The organism is Micromonospora sp. DSM 43699, from assembly GCF_055517075.1.
In genome coordinates this window covers 1-17,703 of record NZ_JBTMMT010000037.1, presented here as the reverse complement: position 1 = coordinate 17,703, position 17,703 = coordinate 1, and the positions used below count along the sequence as shown (strand labels likewise).

Genomic DNA, 17,703 nt, shown 5'->3' with positions numbered 1-17,703 from the left:
GGCCGGAAACCTGGACGCGCCCTGGGACTGGGCCTCGGCCTGGGCCGTCGACGCGGCACACCCGGCCCAGGGCCGAAGGACGCGCGACGAAGCTCAGCGCGGGAAAGGGAACGGGGACAGGGGCGGGGCGCGGGTGGCGGGTGGGGGTGGGGGTGGGTCAGCGTAGGGACAGGGCGGCCAGGGCGGCGTTGACGATGCTGCCGGGGAGCAGGTCGTGCAGTTCGTACAGCTCGCGGACGCTGCCGGACTGGCCGAACTCGTCCACCCCGAGCGGCACCGCCGGCACTCCGAGCGCCGAGCCGAGCCAGGCCATCGCGTGCGAGGCGGCATCGTGCACGGTCACCAGCGGGGCACGGTCCCCGAAAGCCGCCCGCAACGCACCGGGGACGCTCGGCACGGTCGCGGTGCGCACGCCCTGGCGCAGGGTGCGCTGCCAGGCCCGGTACAGCCGGTCCAGGCTGGTCACGTCGACCACGTGCGCGGCGATGCCCTCCTCGGCCAGCTCGGCGGCGGCAGCGAGCGCCTCCGGCAGCACCGCCCCCGAGGCGGCCAGGGTCACCACCGGCGCGTCCACCAGATGCGGGTACGCCTGGTGCGCGTCCACCAGCCGGTACGCCCCGGCGACCACCTGCCGGCGCAGCACCGCGTCGCCGAGGCGGGCCTGGGCCGCCTCGAACGGCGCCTGGTCCAGCGGGCGGGTGCTCAGCCGGAAGTAGTACGCCCCGTCCTCGGCCGGCGCGGCGGTGGCAGCCGGCGCGGCACCCTGCGCGATCTGGCCGAACGCGTCGCAGAGCAGCCAGTCGAGGCTGGTCGCGTACGCCGGTTCGCAGAAGGTCACGCCGGGCAGTTCCAGGCCGACGGAGGCGGTGATGGTCGACTGGTGGGCACCGCCCTCCGGGGCCAGGGTGATGCCCGACGGGGTGCCGGCCACCACGAACCGGGAACCCGAGTAGGTGCCGTAGAGGAACGCGTCCAGCCCGCGCAGCACGAACGGGTCGTAGACCGTGCCGACCGGCAGCAGCGGCTGCCCGGACAGGTCCCAGGACAGGCCGAGCTGACCCAGCAGCAGGAACAGGTTCATCTCGGAGATGCCCAGCTCGATGTGCTGCCCGGTGGGGCTCTCCGTCCAACGCAGCATCCGGTCCTCCGACCAGGAACGCCGCTCGGTCGGGGCGAACACCCCGGTCTTGTTGAGGAACCCGGCGAGGTTGGTGGAGGTGGCCACGTCCGGCGCGGTGGTGACCAGGTAGGGCGCCACCTGTGGGTCCCGGGCCAGTTCCACCAGCACCCGGCCGAAGGCCTCCTGGGTGGAGATCGGCTTGTTCGTGCGTACCCCGGTGGTCTCGGGGACGGTGACTCCCAGCGACCGGTGGCGGGGCGCGCGGGCCAGCGCCTCGCGGCGCGCGCCGGCCCGGATGCCGGCCGGGCTCGCCGGGTCGAGCCGGTCCCACTCGGTCGCGCTGGTCAGGCCGTGCGCCGTGCGCAGCGCGTCGACCTGCGCGGTGGAGAGCAGCGCCGAATGGTTGCGCGGATTGCCGGCGAGCGGCAACCCCCACCCCTTCACGGTGTACGCGAAGACGACGCTGGGCCGGTCGGTCACCGCGTCGCACTGGGCGTACGCGTCGAGCATCGCCTGCAGGTCGTGCCCGCCCAGGTCGGTGACGAGCGGGGCCAACTCCTCGTCGGTGAGGTCGGCGATGAACTCGTCGATGCCGGCCGGCGCACCGTCCAGGAACTGCTTCCGCAGCACCGGCCCGGTCAGCCCGAACAGCGACTGGTACTGCTCGTTCGGCATCCGGTCGATCCAGTCGCGCAGTGCCGCACCGCCCGGCCGGGCGTATGCCTGCGCCAACCGGCGGCCGTACTTGACCTCCACGACGTGCCAACCGGCGGCCTCGAACTGCCCCCGCCACTGGTCGATCCGGATGCCGGGCACCACCCGGTCCAGCGACTGCCTGTTGAAGTCGACGAGCCACATCACGTTGCCCAGGCCGGTGGTGGCCGGGTCGGCGACCGCCTCCCAGATGTTCCCCTCGTCCAGCTCGGCGTCGCCGATCAACGCGACGAACCGGGAGTGCGGGCGGGCACCGAAGTGGGCGTCGACATAGCGGCGGGTCACCGCCGCGAACAACGGCGCCGCCGCCCCCAACCCGACCGAACCGGTGGAGAAGTCGACCTCGTCCGGGTCCTTGGTCCGCGACGGGTACGACTGCAGGCCGCCCCGCGCCCGCAGCGTCGGCAGGTAGGACCGGTCCAGGTTGCCCAGCAGGTACTGGATCGCGTGGAACACCGGGGAGGCGTGCGGCTTGACCGCCACCCGGTCCTCGGCGTCCAGGTGGGCGAACCAGAGCGCGGTCATCGCGGTGACCAGGGAGGCGCTGGACGCCTGGTGCCCACCGACCTTCACCCCGTCGCCGGTGTCCCGGTCGTGGTTGGCCGCGTCCACGATCCGGGTGGCGAGCCACAGCACCCGTTGCTGGATCTCGTCGAGGACGTCGAGGTCGTGCTCGTTCACGGTCACTCCATCCGGGCGTCGCCGTTGACGCCCTCGGGCGGGGGTGTGTCGCGCTGGTGTCAGCCCTGGACGCCGAGGCGCTCCAGGATCAGGTCACGGAGGGTCTTGGCGTCGGCCTGGCCACGGGTGGCCTTCATCACCGCGCCGACCAGCGCACCGGCGGCGGCGACCTTGCCGCTGCGGATCTTGTCGGCGATGCCCGGGTTGGCGGCGATCGCCTCGTCCACGGCGGCGGTGAGCGCGCCGGTGTCGGAGACCACCTCCAGGCCCCGGCTGGTCATGATCTCGGTAGGCGAACCCTCACCGTCGACCACACCCTCCAGCACCGTACGGGCCAGCTTGTCGTTGAGCTTGCCCGCGTCGACAAGCCCCTGGAGCTCGGCGACCTGCGCCGGGGTGGCCCCGATGTCGGCCAGCTCCACACCTGTCTCGTTGGCCCGGCGGGACAGCTCGCCCAGCCACCACTTGCGGGCCGCCGCCGGGGTGGTGCCGGCGGCCACGGTCGCCTCGATCAGCTCGACCGCGCCGGCGTTGAGCACCGACTGCATGTCGAGGTCGGACAGGCCCCACTGCTCCTGGAGCCGGCGACGGTGCAGCCGGGGCAGCTCCGGCAGGGCCGCCTTCAGCTCGGCCACCCAGGCGGTGTCCGGGGCGAGCGGCACCAGGTCCGGCTCCGGGAAGTACCTGTAGTCGGTGGCGGTCTCCTTGGACCGGCCCGGCGTGGTGTCCCCGGTGTCCTCGTGGAAGTGCCGGGTCTCCTGGGTGATCCGGCCCCCCGCGTCGAGCACCGACGCCTGCCGCAGGATCTCCGAACGGACCGCCCGCTCCACCGACCGCAACGAGTTGACGTTCTTGGTCTCGGTGCGGGTGCCCCACTCCTGACCGGGCAGGTTGAGGGAGGTGTTGACGTCGCAACGCAGCGACCCCTCCTCCATCCGTACGTCGGAGACACCCAACGAGCGCAGCACGTCCCGCAGCTCGGTGACGTACGCCTTCGCCACCTCGGGGGCGAGCGCACCGATGCCGGGGACCGGCTTCGTGACGATCTCCACCAGCGGAATGCCGGCCCGGTTGTAGTCGACAAGCGACTCGGTCGCGCCGTGGATCCGGCCGGTGGCCCCGCCGACGTGCAGCGTCTTGCCGGTGTCCTCCTCCAGGTGCACCCGCTCGATGCCGATCCGCACCAGCTCGCCGTCGACCTCGACGTCCAGGTAGCCGTCGGCGCACAGCGGCTCGTCGTACTGGCTGATCTGGAAGTCCTTCGGCATGTCCGGGTAGAAGTAGTTCTTCCGGGCGAACCGGCACCACTCGGCGATGGAGCAGTTCAGCGCCAGGCCGATCCGGATGGTCGCCTCGATGGCCGCCTTGTTGGCCACCGGCAACGAGCCGGGCAGGCCGAGGCAGACCGGGCAGACCCGGGTGTTGGGCTCGCCGCCGAAGTCGGTCGGGCAGCCGCAGAACATCTTGGTGTTCGTGCCCAGCTCGACGTGGGTCTCCAGGCCGATCACCGGCTCGTAACGCGCAACGACCTCGTCGTACGCGGGCAGTGTCGTGGTCATGAGACGCTCCAGGCGCGATCCGGACAGAACCCGTCCAGCCTAATGGGGTTGCCTAGCCGCCCCACCCCCGGGTTTCGATCCCCCTCGCCGTTGGTCAGGCTCGCCGGTAGCCCAGCCGCGTCAGCGCGTCCAGCGTGTCGGACCACCACTGCCGGTAGGCCGGAACATCATCGAGCCTGGCCAGGGAGACCAGTTCCCCCAGCTGGCCGAAGTGATCGGTGGTGGAACGACTGACCCGGCCCATGATGTCGTTGAGCACCTTCTTGGGGTCGGCGATGCGCTCCACGCGTCTCGGCTGCGCGGGCAGCCCCATCTCCGCATCCGTCCACCGGACGCCGAGCGCGGTGCGCAGCGCGTCGCCGTCGGTCAACAGCCAGGCCTCCGTCTCGCGGACCGGCACCACGGCGATCAGTTGCTCTGCGCGATCTCCCCACAGCTGCCGCAGCGGACGCAGCCACTCGGCGGCGACCCGGTCTGCGCTGGCACCCTGGTCGTGGTGGAAGAAGATGAGCGAGAAGCTGGCGGGATTCTGCTCGACGAGCCTGATCACATCCGCCGTCGAGCACGGACCCTTCCGGTCGCGCAGGGGCTGGACGTCGGCGACCTCGACCGCGTCCTCGAACTCCGATTGGCAGATCTCAGTAAGTGCCCTGGCCAGCAGCCTCGGCAGGAACTGGTCGTCGGTGACGCCCTCGGACACCAGCGCGGAGGTGAGGTACCGCATCAGGTGTCCAACTCCGCCATCACCTCGAACTCGGCGATCTCCCGCGGGCTCACCACGCTGCCGACGTCCAGCGCGTCCTCGATCGTCAGTTGCTGCGCACCGGCGATCGACCGCCAACGGCTGACCCGGCTACGCGCCGTGCCGCGCTGGACCCGGCTCACCACATCCATGAACACCGCATCGGAGCGCACGTGTGCCTGCGCGGGCTCCAGCGCCCGCAGAATCGCCGGCGAATGGCTGCTCAGCACCAACTGAGTCAACGCGGTGCCATCGTTGCCGGCTGCCAACGCCCTTTCGACCAGGGTCCTGAGGTATCTGACGAACTGCGCGAGGCGCTGCGGGAAGATGCCGTTCTCCGGCTCCTCGAAGCAGATGAGTCCCGCGCCGCGCGGATCGTAGAGCGCCGCCAACAGCGCGATCGCCCGGAGGGTGCCGTCCGAGGCCACCCGGGCCGAGAACGGTGCCTCCTCCCGCGTGATCACCTCCACCTGACGTTGCCGACGCGCGTCGTCCTCGGTCAACCGCACCCGGACAACGCCGGGAATGACGGCTGCCAGGTCGGCCGAGAGATCGTTCAGGGCACCCTCGGGTCGGTCCGGGCTGCCTGTCTCGTCCGCCAGCCTGCGGAGGGTGTTGGCAAGGTGTCCGCCGTTGGCGGACAGGCTGTCAGGATCGTCGTAGGAATCCGGGGCGCGCAGGGCACTCGGGTCGAGGTGCAGCAGCCGCCACGACTGCATCTCCCGCTTGAGCGCATAGAGCAGCGGAAAGTCGGTGGCGGTCGTCAGACTGGACAGCACCGTGGCAGTGGCCGCCGTGGCCGGGAGCTTCCGCTTCCGTCCCTGGTTGCCCTGCTGCCTGATGCTGAAGACCGGCCGCCCCTGGTCGTCCTGCTCGGTCTCCAACGGATCGGCACCCGTTCGATAGACCGCCAACCGCCGTCGCTGCTCCGCGGTGAACTTCTCCATCCAGGTGTCGCCCGCGCGCCGGATTCGCCGCACCGACTCACGGACGACGTACGGGCGCTGCGTCCCGCTGCTACCCGTCGATCGAAGTTCGATGGCCAGCTCGTAACGGAGCCGCGAGTGGTTGACCTCGGCGGTGTCACCGAAGGCGTCGGTGACCGAGCGGCCCAGCAACACCTCGACCGCGAACGACATCAGCTCCACCGACGTGCCGTCGGTGTGCTTGTGGAAAAGGTCCGCGACATCGCCCCGCATGTGCTGGGCGGCTTCCAGGACGGGATCACCGGCCAACCTGCTCAGGAACTGGATGGCGTCGAAGAGGTTCGACTTGCCCGCCGCGTTCCGTCCGATGATCACGAGAAAGGGCGGGATGTCCAACGAGAAGTCGCGGAACGACTTGAAACCGTCGATCTCGATTCGCGTCAGCATCCCGCCCGCCTCACAGTGCCGGTGGGGTGAACGTGCCGACCACGGACTCCAGCGCGGCGGCGACCCGGTACATCCGGTCGTCGGCCATCGTCGGGGCCATCACCTGCAGACCGACGGGCAGCCCCTCGGACAGGCCGCACGGCACCGAGATGCCCGGCCCGCCGTAGAGGTTCGTCGGGATGGTGAACAGGTCGGCCAGGTACATCTGGTACGGGTCGGCGGTGCGCGCCCCGATCGGGAACGCCACGAACGGCGTGGTGGGCGAGATCAGCGCGTCCACCTGCGTGAACGCCGTGGTGAAGTCCCTGGTGATCAGGGTACGCACCTTCTGTGCCTGGCCGTAGTAGGCGTCGTAGTAGCCCGAGGAGAGCGCGTACGTGCCGACCATGATCCGCCGCTTGACCTCGGGGCCGAAACCGGCCTCCCGGGTCAGCGACATGACCTCCTCCAGCGACCGGTTGCCGTCGTCGCCGACCCGCAGCCCGAACCGGACCCCGTCGAAGCGGGCCAGGTTGGAGGAGCACTCGCTCGGCGCGATCAGGTAGTACGCCGGCAGCGCGTACCGGAAGTGCGGGCAGGACACCTCGACGATCTCGGCGCCCAGCTTGGCCAGGGTGTCCACCGAATCGCGGAACGCGGCCATCACGCCCGGCTCCGCACCCTCACCGGTGAACTCCTTGACGATGCCGAGCTTCACCCCGGTCAGGTCACCTGTCGCACCCTGCCTCGCGGCGGCCACCACGTCCGGCACCGGCTGCGGGATGGAGGTGGAGTCGCGCGGGTCGTGCCCGCCGATGACCTGGTGCAGCAGGGCCGCGTCGAGCACGGTCCGGGCGCACGGGCCGGGGGTGTCCAGGGAGGAGGAGAACGCGACCAGGCCGTACCGGGAGGTGCCGCCGTAGGTGGGCTTCGCGCCCACGGTGCCGGTGACCGCGCCGGGCTGACGGATCGAGCCACCCGTGTCGGAGCCGATGGCCAGCGGCGCCTCGTACGCGGCCAGCGCGGCGGCGCTGCCCCCGCCCGAGCCGCCCGGGATCCGGTCGGTGTCCCACGGGTTGTGGGTCGGGCCGTACGCCGAGTACTCGGTGGAGGAGCCCATCGCGAACTCGTCCATGTTGGTCTTGCCGAGCATCACCGTGCCCGCCGCGCGCAGCCGCTGCACGATCGTCGCGTCGTACGGCGGGCGCCAGCCTTCCAGGATCTTCGAGCCGACGGTGGTCGGCACGCCCTTCGTGGTGAGCACGTCCTTCACCGCCACCGGCACCCCGGCCAGCGGACCCAGCTCCTCACCGGCGGCCCGGCGCTCGTCGACCGCGCGGGCGGCGGCCAGCGCCCCCTCGGTGTCGACGTGCAGAAACGCGTGCACCCGGTCGTCGACGGCGGCGATCCGGTCCAGGTGGGCCCGGGTCACCTCGACGGCGGAGGTCTCCCCGGCGGCCACCAGCCCGGCCAGGTCGGTCGCGGTCATTCTGGTCAGGTCGGTCATGCCGTCGCCTCGCTCCGCTCACCGGCGCTCCGGGCACCCGGCGCACTGTGCTCGATGATTCGCTTGCCCCGCCCGGTCACCGGATCACACCCGGCCGCACCGCGCCCGGTGTCAACCTCACACCCGGTCACGACGCCACGTCCTCGTCCAGGATCCGCGGTACGCGGAACCGCTGCTCGGCGACGTCGGGGGCGCCCGACAGCGCCTCCTGCGGGGTCAGTCCGGGCACCACCACGTCCTCGCGGAGCACGTTGGTCAGCGGCACCGAGTGGGAGGTCGGCGGGATGTCCGCCGCCGTCACCTCGCCGACCTGCGCGACCGACTGGAGGATCACGTCCAGCTGGCCGGCGAAGGTGTCCAGCTCCTCCTCGGTGACGGCGAGCCGCGACAGTCGCGCGAGGTGCGCGACCTCCTCGCGGGAGATGGCGGCCATCGGTGCCCCCTTCGTGACTGTGCTGCTGCGTCTGGGTGTGCCGGCCGCGCCGTCGACGGGAGGACGCGCGGTGACCGGAGCGAGTCTATTGTCCTGCGCGCACCCCGACGCCTCCGACTCCCCCTCCGCCCGTCACCCGGGCCGGCAGGCCACCCCCGTCGGTCAGCGGGCGTGCCGGCGGGGGATCTCGGCGTCCGGACTGGGGACCGGGCTCAGGGGGCGGTAGCGGGCCAGCCAGGCGGCCAGTTCGTCGGCGGGCATCGGACGGGCGTAGAACCAGCCCTGCGCGGCGTCACAGCCGGCCGCGTGCAGCAGCCGCCAGGTCCGTTCGTCCTCCACCCCCTCGGCCACCACCCGCAGGCCGAGCGCACCGGCCAGCTCGATCGTCGACCTGACGATCGCGGCGTCGTCGGCGTCGTCGGCCATCCCCAGCACGAACGACCTGTCGACCTTCACCTCGGACAGCGGCAGCCGGCGCAGGTGCTGCAACGACGAGTAACCGGTGCCGAAGTCGTCGAGCGAGATGGCCACCCCGAGCTGGTGCAGCCGGGTGATGGTGGCGAGCACCCGCCGGGGGTCGGCCATCAGGGCCCCCTCGGTGATCTCCAGTTGCAGCCGTTCCGGGCGTACCCCGCAACTGGTCAGCCGGTCGGCGATCCGGTCGACGATCTCCTCGGTGTGCAGGTCGCGGACGCTGACGTTGAGCGCCGCCCGCAGGGTGATCCCGGCCGCCGACCACTTCGCGAGCTGTGCCACCACGTCGTCGATCACCCGGTAGGTGAGCAGGCGCATCACGGCGCTCTGCTCGGCGACCCGGATCAGCTCCTCCGGGTCGACCATCCCCCGGCGCGGGTGCCGCCAGCGCAACAGCGCCTCCACCCCGACCACCTCCCCGGTGGCGATGGCGACCTGTGGTTGGTAGTACATGGTGATCTCGCCGGCCTCCGCTGCCTGGTCACCGGCCTCCGCTGCCTGGTCACCGGCCTTCGCCGGTCGGGCCTGCGGCGTGTCGTCCTGCCCGGTCGGAGCGGTTGTCCCGCTCCCGTCCGCTCCGGCCGAGGAGGAGGTGACAGGTACCGAGGTCATCGCCGGCGGCCGGCGCGACGGGGTTCCGCTGTGGCGGCGGACCGGGTCGGCGCCGGTGAGGATCCGGTTCAGCAACTCGTCGGGATGCGTCGGCGTCGGCCGGGGCCGTCGGCGGGGCAACCACCACCGGCCCGCAGCCGTGCCACCGGAGCGGGATTCCGGGTCGGTGCCCTGGCCCGGGTCGCCGGGCGGGGTGTGCTCGCCTCCGGGGCCGGCGGCCAGCCGGGGCGGCAGTGCCGCGCCGTCGCCGCCCCGCACGAGCTGCCCGGCCGCCGGTCTCGCCTCCAGTACCCGCCGCAGGTCGGCCAGGAGCCCCAACCGCTCGGCCGAGTGGTGGTCGGACTCGGCGGCGTACACGGCCACGGTGTCGTTGCGGTGCTTCGCGTCGTACATGGCGACGTCGGCATGGCGCATCAGGGTGGCGTAGTCCTCGCCGTGCTCGGGGAAGAGCGCGATGCCGATCGAGCCGCCCACGTCCAGCGGCAGGCCGTCCAGCGACACCGGTTCGGTCAGCGCGGCGACCACCCGGGCGGCCAACTCCCGGGCCTCGTCCACGCCGTCGAGCCCACCGGCCACGATGGCGAACTCGTCGCCGCCGAGCCGGGCCAGCAGGTCCCGGTCGTCGACCACCTGGTCGAGGCGGGCGCCCACCTCGACCAGCAACCGGTCGCCGACCGCGTGGCCGAGCGCGTCGTTGACGTTCTTGAACCGGTCCAGGTCGATCAGCAGGAGCGCCACCTGCGCGCCGGGTTCGCCCCTGGCGACCCGCTCGGCGTGCCGGTGCACCTGCTCGGCCACCTCGGCGAGCAGTGCCTTGCGATTGGGCAGACCGGTGAGCGGGTCGAGGGCGGCGAGTTGCTCCTGCTCGTCGGAGAGGTGGGCCATCCGGTAGACCGCGAACAACGGCAACAGCACCAGCGGGATCAGTGCGGCGGTGGCCCGTGCGGCGGTGACCAGGACCGGGGCGAGCAGCAGCAGCGAACCGGTGGAGAGCAGTTCGAACGGCAACCCCTGCCGGACCGCCGGCCACCACCGGCCGCCGAAGCGCAGCCGCAGCGCGGTGCTGACCAGACCGTAGTTGACCACGAACCAGGTGACCGTGGCGCCGCCGACGGCGAGGACGTCGGTCCAGCCCAACCGGCCGCCGTCGAACAGGCCGCCCGGTCCGAGCCGGAGCACCAGGTACGCGGCGGCGAGCGCGCAGGTGTACTGGGCCGCGTTGAAGGTGGTCCGCCAGGGAGCGTGCCCCAGCCGTACGCCGGAGACGGCGACCGCGACGGCCTGCACGAGCACCGCCGGACCGAGACCCCAGCCGAGCAGGATGGCGAAGGTGAAGCAGGTGGAGGGGAAGACCGCAGCGGTCTGCCGACGTGCCGAGGGCACGAAGGGGCGGGCGTCGCAGCCGACCGCGAGGACCGCCATCGTCCAGAACGCCGCCGGCAACAGGCCCGGTCGCTCGGCGAGGTCGGCAAGCGGCAGGACGGACACCACGACGGCCAGCCCGATCACCCCGGCGACGAGACCCAGGAACGGCGTCTCCCGCTCGGCCGGAAGGCGGTTGCGGGGGTCGGCGGTCTCCATCACACCTCCCGGGCACGCCCTTCAGGGTGTACGCCGGTCGTACACCTGCCCCCATGAAACGCCCTGGTGGCCGATGGACCCGCACGACAGCCACGAATCGGTCGTAGTCGTGACTAAGTTGATATACGACCCCAAGATTCACCTATGGGTGGAGCAGGGCGGGCGGCGCTCGCACCGGGCCCGCTGCCGCAGGGCCGGGCTGCGCGCCCAGCGGTCATCGCGGTGAGTCGAACGGTCGTCCGATGCCCCGAGCCGGAAGTCAGCTCTCCTCGACCCGGGCCACCTCCCGGGCCGCCTCCGGGCCGGCGTCGAGCAGCACCCGGAAGCCGTCCTCGTCGAGCACCGGCACCTTGAGCCCGGCCGCCTTGTCCGCCTTGGAGCCGGGGTTGTCGCCCACCACCACGAAGCCGGTCTTCTTGGAGACCGAGCCGGTGACCTTCCCGCCCCGGCTCTGGATCGCCTCGGCCGCCTGGTCCCGGCTGAACCCGGCCAGCGTGCCGGTCACCACCACGGTGATCCCCTCCAGCGGGCGCGGCCCCTCGTCGACCGCCTCCTCGGCCATCCGGACGCCGGCCTCGGCCCACTTGCGGACCACGTCGCGGTGCCAGTCGACGGCGAACCACTCCTTGATGCTGGCGGCGATGGTCGGGCCGACGCCGTCCACCGAGGACAGCTCCTCCTCGGCGGCCGCCTCGATCGCCTCGACCGAGCGGAAGTGCCGGGCCAGGGCCTGCGCGGCGGTGGGACCGACGTGCCGGATGGAGAGCGCCACCAGCACCCGCCACAGGTCGCGTTCCCGGGCCACGGCGAGGTTGTCGAGCAGTTTGGTGGCGTTGGTGCCGAGGCTGCCGTCCTTGTTGACGAAGAACGGGGAGCGGGCGAGCCGCTCGGTGTCGAGGGAGAACAGGTCGCCCTCGTCGGTGATGATCTCGGCGTCCAGCAGCGCGGCGGCCCCCTTGTAGCCGAGCACCTCGATGTCGAACCCGCCGCGCCCGGCGAGGTGGAAGACCCGCTCCCGCAGCTGCGCCGGGCAGCTACGGGAGTTGGGGCAGCGGATGTCGATGTCGCTCTCCTTGGCCGGGGCGAGCGGGGTGCCACAGGACGGGCAGGTGGTGGGCATCACGAACGGCCGGGCATCGGCGGGACGCAGCTCGACCACCGGGCCGAGCACCTCGGGGATCACGTCGCCGGCCTTGCGCAGCACCACCGTGTCGCCGATCAGTACGCCCTTGCGCTCGACCTCGCGGGCGTTGTGCAGGGTGGCCTGGGCGACCGTCGAGCCGGCCACGTGCACCGGCTCCAGCACCGCGTACGGGGTGATCCGGCCCGTCCGCCCGACGCCGACCTCGATGTCGAGCAGCCTGGTGTTGACCTCCTCCGGCGGATATTTGAAGGCGATCGCCCAACGGGGTGCCCGGCTGGTCGAGCCGAGCCGACCCTGGATGGGGACCGGGTCGACCTTCACCACCACCCCGTCGATCTCGTGCTCGACGTCGTGCCGGTGCTCGGCGTAGTGGGCGATGTATTCCGCCACCCCGGCCAGGTCGGGCACCACCCGCCAGCGGTCACTGGTCGGCAGCCCCCATGCCCTCAGCGCCGCGTACGACTCGGACTGGGTCGCCGGCCGGAAGCCGGTGCGGGCACCGGTGCCGTGCACCACCAGCCGCAGCGGCCGGGACGCGGTGATCCGGGGGTCCTTCTGACGCAGGCTGCCGGCGGCGGCGTTACGCGGGTTGGCGAACGGGGCCCTACCCTGCTCGACCAGGGTGGCGTTGAGGTCGGCGAAGCCGGCCACCGGGAAGTAGATCTCGCCGCGTACCTCAAGCAGCTCCGGGAGGTCGGGGAACTCGTCGGACGGGGTGAGCCGGGCCGGCACGCTGCGGATGCTGCGGACGTTGGCGGTGACGTCCTCGCCGGTGCGCCCGTCGCCCCGGGTGGCGGCCCGGACCAGCCGCCCCTTCTCGTAGGTCAGGTTGATGGCCAGGCCGTCGACCTTGAGCTCGCACAGGTAGGGCACCGGGCCACCGGCGTCCCGCTCGACCCGCTCGGCCCAGGCGGCCAACTCCTCGTCGGCGAACGCGTTGTCAAGCGAGAGCATCCGCTCGGCGTGGGTGACGGGGGTGAAGTCGGTGGAGAACGTGCCGCCGACCCGCTGCGTCGGCGAGTCGGGGGTGCGCAGGGCCGGGTACTCCGCCTCCAACGCCTCCAGCTCGCGCAACTGCCTGTCGAACTCGGCGTCGGGAACCGTCGGCGCGTCGAGGACGTAGTAGCGGTACTGGTGCTCGGTCAGCTCCTGGCTCAGCGTGGCGTGCCGCTCCCGCGCCCCGGGGGTCGGCTCACCACCGGCCGCCTCCTCCTGCGCCGCACTGACCTGCTGGGGGATCTCTTCTTCCGACACCCTGCCGCCTCCGGACATCGTGCGAACCTCCCCGTGATCACGCTACTGGAGCACCGTAACCGGCCGGTGGGACAATCCGTGCCTCCCACCGCGCCCGACGGGCGCGCGACGCCCGGCCGTGCGACGATCGCCGCACCTCGGCGGCACGGTGGCCGCCCGGATGGAGGCGGGGTACCGATGCCGGAGTGGGTGTGGTGGGGGCTGCTGATCGTCCTGGCGGTCGCCGCCGGCTGGGCCTGGAACGAATGGCGTCGACGCGGTGGCCGACCGTCGAGCGGCGGCGGGCGCACCCGGCCGGAGCGGGGCACCCCACCCCGGGACCGGGCCCGGCCGACCGCACCACCCCGCCCCCGCACCCCCGCCGGTACGCCCCGGCCGGGTGACATCTGGTGGGCGGACGTGCCGTTCCACGACGGCACCGGCTCGAAGGTCCGGCCCTGCCTGGTGTTACGCGCCGACGACCGGGGCGGCGAGGTGCTCAAGATCACCAGCCAGGACAAGAGCGACCGGGACGACCACGTGCCGATCCCGACCCGGCACTGGGATCCGGACGCCGCGCACGACAGTTGGCTCGACCTGGCCGAGCCGCTGCACATCCCGGCCGACGCGTTCTCCCGCCGGGCCGGCGGCTGCGACCCGACCCTGTGGCGTCAGGTCCAGCGACTGCACGGACGACGCAGCCCCGCCTGACCCGCTCTGGGCCGGGTGCGTCAGTCCCAGGCCTTGCCGAGGGTGGCGAGCTGGTCGGCGTACTCGATGCGGGTGGACCACCCGGTCGGCCAGCCGGGCAGCCCGTGTGCGGCACCGAGGAACGCGCCGGCCAGGGCGGCGATCGAGTCCGAGTCGCCCGCGGTGGTCGCCCCCCGGCCGATCGCGGCGACCGGGTCGTCGGGGTGCCCCAGGACGCAGAGCAGCGCGGTGGACAACGCCTCCTCGGCGATCCAGCCCTCACCGGTGTACCGGCACGGGTCACCGCCGTCGTCGGGCCGACGCAGCGCGGCGTCGAGCCGGTCCAGCGTCGCCAGGCACTCGTCCCAGCCACCGGCGATGAACTCCGCCGGGGAGTCCGCGCCGGAACGCTGCCACAGGTCGCCGAGCCAGTCGTCCCGGTACGTCCGCCGCTCGCCCCGGGCCCGGTCCGCCAGCAGGCCGGGCAGTTCCGCCGGGGCCGCGCCGTCGCGCAGCAACCGCACCGCGTACGCGGTCAGCTCGCTGGCGGCCAGCCCGGTCGGATGACCGTGGGTGAGGCCGGCCTGGAGCTGGGACAGCCCGGCGAGGGTGTCCAGGTCGACGTCGAGCAGCCCGACCGGGGTGACCCGCATGTTGGCACCGCACCCCTTGGAGTCGATCACCGTCGCCTGCTGCCAGGCCAACCCGCGACCCAGCTCGCCGCACGCCCGCAGGCAGGTCATTCCCGGGGCCCGGTTGTTGTCCGGGCTGGCGGCCCACTCCAGGAAGCGCCGCCGGAGCAGCGGTTCGACCGCCTCCGGGGTGTGCGTGGGCGCATCGTGCAGCGCCCACGCCACCGCGAGCGCCATCTGGGTGTCGTCGGTGACCAGCACCGGATCGCCGACCAGCTCCCGCGGCCCACCCGGGCCGTACCGGCGGTGGATCTCCGGGACGGAGAGGAACTCGGTCGGCTTGCCCAGCGCATCGCCGTAGGCGAGCCCGAACAGCGAACCGGAGGCGCGGCGGAGCGAGGAGTCGATCACGACCCGATCATGCCCCGCCCCCGCCACCCCGGCACGCCGGACGCCACCGGGCCGGACGCCACCGGGCCGGACAGCGGCGCGGCGACACGCGTCGCGCCACACCTCCCCACCCCGGAGGCCGAGAGCGGCCCGGCCGGCGACAGTAGCGCCGGTCGACGCCCGCCCGGTAGCGGGAGCGTCAGTCCCAGCAGAGGTAGCGGGAGCGTCAGTCCCAGCAGAGGCAGAACGGGTGGCCCACCGGGTCGGCGTACACCCGGAAGCCCTCCCCCTCACCGGGGAGCCGACGGGCCCCCAGGGCGAGCGCCGCCTTCTCGGCCACCTCGATGTCGTCGACCGTTACGTCGAGGTGGAACTGCTGCGGACGGGCCGGATCGGGCCAGGCCGGGGGAAGCAGGTCGGGTGCCTGCTGGAAGGCGAGCCGGGGCTGGTGCCCGACCGGACCGCCGAGCACCACCCACTCGTTGCCCTCGGAATCCCCCTCGGCCAGGGGCAGGCCGAGCAGTTCGGCATAGAAGCCGGCCAGGGCGCGTGGATCGGGACAGTCGATGGCGACGGAACGCAGTTTTCCAATCATGCCCGTCATCCTGCCCACCGGGTACGACGGGAAACTCACTCCTCGTACAGCCGTCGACCGGCCTCCCGACAGGCGGTGAGCACCTCCCGGGCGTACTCCGGGGTCGCCCCGGCCATCCCGCACGCCGGGGTGACCACCACCTGTTCGGCGAGTTGGCGGCGCGGAAAACCGAGGCGGTCCCAGAGTCCGCGTACCCGATCGGCGAGCTGGGCCGAGGTCGGCGCCCGGCCGGCCGACGGCGGCTGCGTCGGTGCCACCCCGGCCAGCAGGCCGAGACCGGCGTCGATCGCCTCACCCAGTGGGTCCAGGTCGGTGACCAGGGCGAGATCCAGCGACACCCCGACCGCCCCGGCGGTGCGGATCAGCTCCAGCGGCACGTCCGACGCACAGCAGTGCACCACGGTCGGCACCCCGGCCGCCGTGATCACCTCGCCGAGCAGGGTACGGGCGACAGCGGTGTCCACCGGCCGGTAGGTGCCCAGACCGCTCTCGGTGCGGATCCGGCCGGCCAGCGTCGCCGGCAGCGACGGCTCGTCGAGCTGGAGCAGCACCGATGCCCGGGGCAGCCGGCGGGCCACCGCCGCCACGTGCAACCGCAGCCCCTCGGCCAGGGACGCGGTCAGCTCCCGTACCGCGCCCGGGTCGCGCAGCAGCCGACCGCCGATCGGCAGCTCCACCGCCGAGGCCATGGTGAACGGCCCCGTCGCCTGCACCTTCACCGGCCCGGCGTACGCCTCGGCCTGTTCGGCGAGCTGGTCGAGGTCACGTTCGAGCAGGTCACGGGCGCGACGCAGGTCCCGGCCGGGGCGGGGGGCGATCCGCCAACGGGCGGCGTACAGCTCGACCGGCAACTCCACGAGCAGCCCTCCGGTGCGCCCGATCATGTCCGCGCCCGGACCCCGGGCGGGCAGCTCGGGCAGGTGGGGCAGGGCGGGCAGTTCACCGAGGACGATCCGTTGCGCCTCGGCGATGTCGGTGCCGGGCAGCGAACCGATGCCGGTCGCCGCGCCCGCCGGCCAGGGCCAGAGCTGGTGTTGGGTCACGGCCGAAGGGTAACCGGCCCCGGCGACTCAGCCGGTGATGGTGATGGTGGCGGTAGCGGAACCGAGCAACACGCCGACTCAGCCGGTGATGGTGGCGGAGCCGAGCACCACGTCCCCGGCCGGGTCCGGCCGGTACGCCACGACGGCCTGCCCGGCGGCCACCCCGCGGACGGGTCGGCGCAGCTCGGCGGTGAGCGTGTCGCCGTCCACCGTCACGGTGGCCGGTACGACGTCCCCGTGCGCCCGCAACTGCACCTCGCACTCGATCGGCCCGGTCGGCCAATCGCCACCGGTCCAGACCGGACGGGTGGCGCGGACCAGGGAGACCTCCAGCGCCTCGGCGGGGCCGACGGTGACCGTGTTGGTCTTCGGGGTGATGGACAGCACGTAACGCGGTCGCCCGTCCGGGGCCGGCCGGTCCAGGTGCAGGCCCCGCCGCTGCCCCACCGTGTAGGCGTACGCGCCGGTGTGACTGCCGACCACCGCACCGGTCAGCGCGTCGACCACCTCGCCGGGTGCCTCGCCGAGCCGCCCGGCCAGGAAGCCCCGGGTGTCGCCGTCGGCGATGAAGCAGATGTCGTGCGAGTCGGGCTTCTCGGCCACCGCCAGGTCACGGCGGGCCGCCTCGGCACGCACCTCCGCCTTGGTGGCGTCGCCGAGCGGGAACACCGACCGGTCGAGCTGCGCGCGGGTCAGCACCGCCAGCACGTACGACTGGTCCTTGGCGAGGTCGACGCTGCGGCGCAGCAGACCGTCGGGGCCGAGCCGGGCGTGGTGACCGGTGACCACGGCGTCGAAGCCCAGGGCCACGGCCCGGTCCAGCACCGCCGCGAACTTGATCTTCTCGTTGCACCGCAGACACGGATTCGGGGTACGGCCGGCCGCGTACTCGGCGACGAAGTCGTCCACCACGTCGGCGTGGAACCGCTCGGCCATGTCCCACACGTAGAAGGGAATGCCGATCACGTCGGCGGCCCGCCGCGCGTCCCGGGAGTCCTCCAGCGTGCAGCACCCCCGCGCTCCGGTCCGGAAGGTCTGCGGATTCCGGGACAGCGCCAGGTGCACCCCGGTCACGTCGTGTCCGGCCGCCACCGCCCGCGCCGCCGCGACGGCGGAGTCCACCCCGCCCGACATCGCCGCCAGAACCTTCACCCCACGCTCCCTTCCCCCGACGAGCGTACCCACCCCACCCCACCCGCCC

At 72.8% G+C, this 17,703-nt stretch carries 13 protein-coding genes; 1 reads left to right on the top strand and 12 read right to left on the bottom strand.

The window, feature by feature from the left end:
* Positions 1–157 precede the first annotated feature (157 nt).
* From AC0AIB_RS18620 to ligA, 8 genes are all read right to left on the bottom strand, one after another.
* Positions 158–2,515 carry a transketolase-like TK C-terminal-containing protein gene (locus AC0AIB_RS18620; protein WP_465097145.1) on the bottom strand — a complete coding sequence of 786 codons (2,358 nt, stop codon included), beginning with the start codon at positions 2,513–2,515 and terminating at the stop codon, positions 158–160.
* A gap of 59 nt (positions 2,516–2,574) precedes the next feature.
* Positions 2,575–4,074 carry an Asp-tRNA(Asn)/Glu-tRNA(Gln) amidotransferase subunit GatB gene (gatB, locus tag AC0AIB_RS18615; protein WP_465097144.1) on the bottom strand — a complete coding sequence of 500 codons (1,500 nt, stop codon included), beginning with the start codon at positions 4,072–4,074 and terminating at the stop codon, positions 2,575–2,577.
* A gap of 94 nt (positions 4,075–4,168) precedes the next feature.
* A complete protein-coding gene (locus AC0AIB_RS18610; RefSeq protein WP_465097143.1) occupies positions 4,169–4,774 on the bottom strand; it encodes a DUF4276 family protein in 606 nt (201 codons plus the stop codon).
* A 23-nt stretch (positions 4,775–4,797) separates the two neighbouring features.
* Positions 4,798–6,189 (bottom strand): AAA family ATPase, encoded by a 1,392-nt coding sequence (locus AC0AIB_RS18605; protein ID WP_465097142.1) that lies wholly within the window; start codon positions 6,187–6,189, stop codon positions 4,798–4,800.
* Positions 6,190–6,199: 10 nt separating this feature from the next.
* On the bottom strand, positions 6,200–7,675 hold the full coding sequence (gene gatA, locus AC0AIB_RS18600) for an Asp-tRNA(Asn)/Glu-tRNA(Gln) amidotransferase subunit GatA (RefSeq protein ID WP_328339328.1): 1,476 nt from the start codon (positions 7,673–7,675) through the stop codon (positions 6,200–6,202).
* 127 nt (positions 7,676–7,802) lie between these two features.
* Positions 7,803–8,108 carry an Asp-tRNA(Asn)/Glu-tRNA(Gln) amidotransferase subunit GatC gene (gene gatC / locus AC0AIB_RS18595; RefSeq protein WP_067307096.1) on the bottom strand — a complete coding sequence of 102 codons (306 nt, stop codon included), beginning with the start codon at positions 8,106–8,108 and terminating at the stop codon, positions 7,803–7,805.
* A gap of 162 nt (positions 8,109–8,270) precedes the next feature.
* Complete coding sequence (locus AC0AIB_RS18590; RefSeq protein ID WP_465097141.1) at positions 8,271–10,775, bottom strand: putative bifunctional diguanylate cyclase/phosphodiesterase; 2,505 nt, start codon at positions 10,773–10,775, stop codon at positions 8,271–8,273.
* Positions 10,776–11,034: 259 nt separating this feature from the next.
* The gene (gene ligA, locus AC0AIB_RS18585) at positions 11,035–13,191 is read right to left on the bottom strand and encodes an NAD-dependent DNA ligase LigA (RefSeq protein ID WP_465097140.1); all 2,157 of its coding nucleotides are present in this window, start codon (positions 13,189–13,191) and stop codon (positions 11,035–11,037) included.
* Between the two features lie 159 nt (positions 13,192–13,350).
* Between ligA and AC0AIB_RS18580 the strand changes: the two genes are divergently transcribed.
* The gene (locus tag AC0AIB_RS18580) at positions 13,351–13,863 is read left to right on the top strand and encodes a type II toxin-antitoxin system PemK/MazF family toxin (protein WP_328339338.1); all 513 of its coding nucleotides are present in this window, start codon (positions 13,351–13,353) and stop codon (positions 13,861–13,863) included.
* A 20-nt stretch (positions 13,864–13,883) separates the two neighbouring features.
* Here AC0AIB_RS18580 and AC0AIB_RS18575 read toward each other — a convergent pair whose 3' ends face one another.
* The 4 genes from AC0AIB_RS18575 to mnmA all read right to left on the bottom strand — a co-directional run bounded on the left by AC0AIB_RS18575 (position 13,884) and on the right by mnmA (position 17,654).
* Positions 13,884–14,885, bottom strand: a complete 1,002-nt coding sequence (locus tag AC0AIB_RS18575) for an ADP-ribosylglycohydrolase family protein (protein ID WP_465097139.1) — start codon at positions 14,883–14,885, stop codon at positions 13,884–13,886.
* Positions 14,886–15,090: 205 nt separating this feature from the next.
* The gene (locus AC0AIB_RS18570; RefSeq protein WP_328339341.1) at positions 15,091–15,459 is read right to left on the bottom strand and encodes a VOC family protein; all 369 of its coding nucleotides are present in this window, start codon (positions 15,457–15,459) and stop codon (positions 15,091–15,093) included.
* 35 nt (positions 15,460–15,494) lie between these two features.
* Positions 15,495–16,502, bottom strand: coding sequence for a methionine synthase (locus AC0AIB_RS18565; protein ID WP_465097138.1), 1,008 nt, complete (start codon positions 16,500–16,502; stop codon positions 15,495–15,497).
* A gap of 78 nt (positions 16,503–16,580) precedes the next feature.
* Positions 16,581–17,654 (bottom strand): tRNA 2-thiouridine(34) synthase MnmA, encoded by a 1,074-nt coding sequence (gene mnmA / locus AC0AIB_RS18560; protein ID WP_328339343.1) that lies wholly within the window; start codon positions 17,652–17,654, stop codon positions 16,581–16,583.
* Positions 17,655–17,703: the final 49 nt, after the last annotated feature.

Bases quoted from the DNA above. Each gene is read 5' to 3' on its own strand.
- gatB (WP_465097144.1), bottom strand. From the start codon at position 4,074: ATGACCACGACACTGCCCGCGTACGACGAGGTCGTTGCGCGTTACGAG.
- AC0AIB_RS18605 (WP_465097142.1), bottom strand. From the start codon at position 6,189: ATGCTGACGCGAATCGAGATCGACGGTTTCAAGTCGTTCCGCGACTTC.
- gatA (WP_328339328.1), bottom strand. From the start codon at position 7,675: ATGACCGACCTGACCAGAATGACCGCGACCGACCTGGCCGGGCTGGTG.
- gatC (WP_067307096.1), bottom strand. From the start codon at position 8,108: ATGGCCGCCATCTCCCGCGAGGAGGTCGCGCACCTCGCGCGACTGTCG.
- AC0AIB_RS18590 (WP_465097141.1), bottom strand. From the start codon at position 10,775: ATGGAGACCGCCGACCCCCGCAACCGCCTTCCGGCCGAGCGGGAGACG.
- ligA (WP_465097140.1), bottom strand. From the start codon at position 13,191: ATGTCCGGAGGCGGCAGGGTGTCGGAAGAAGAGATCCCCCAGCAGGTC.
- AC0AIB_RS18580 (WP_328339338.1), top strand. From the start codon at position 13,351: ATGCCGGAGTGGGTGTGGTGGGGGCTGCTGATCGTCCTGGCGGTCGCC.
- AC0AIB_RS18570 (WP_328339341.1), bottom strand. From the start codon at position 15,459: ATGATTGGAAAACTGCGTTCCGTCGCCATCGACTGTCCCGATCCACGC.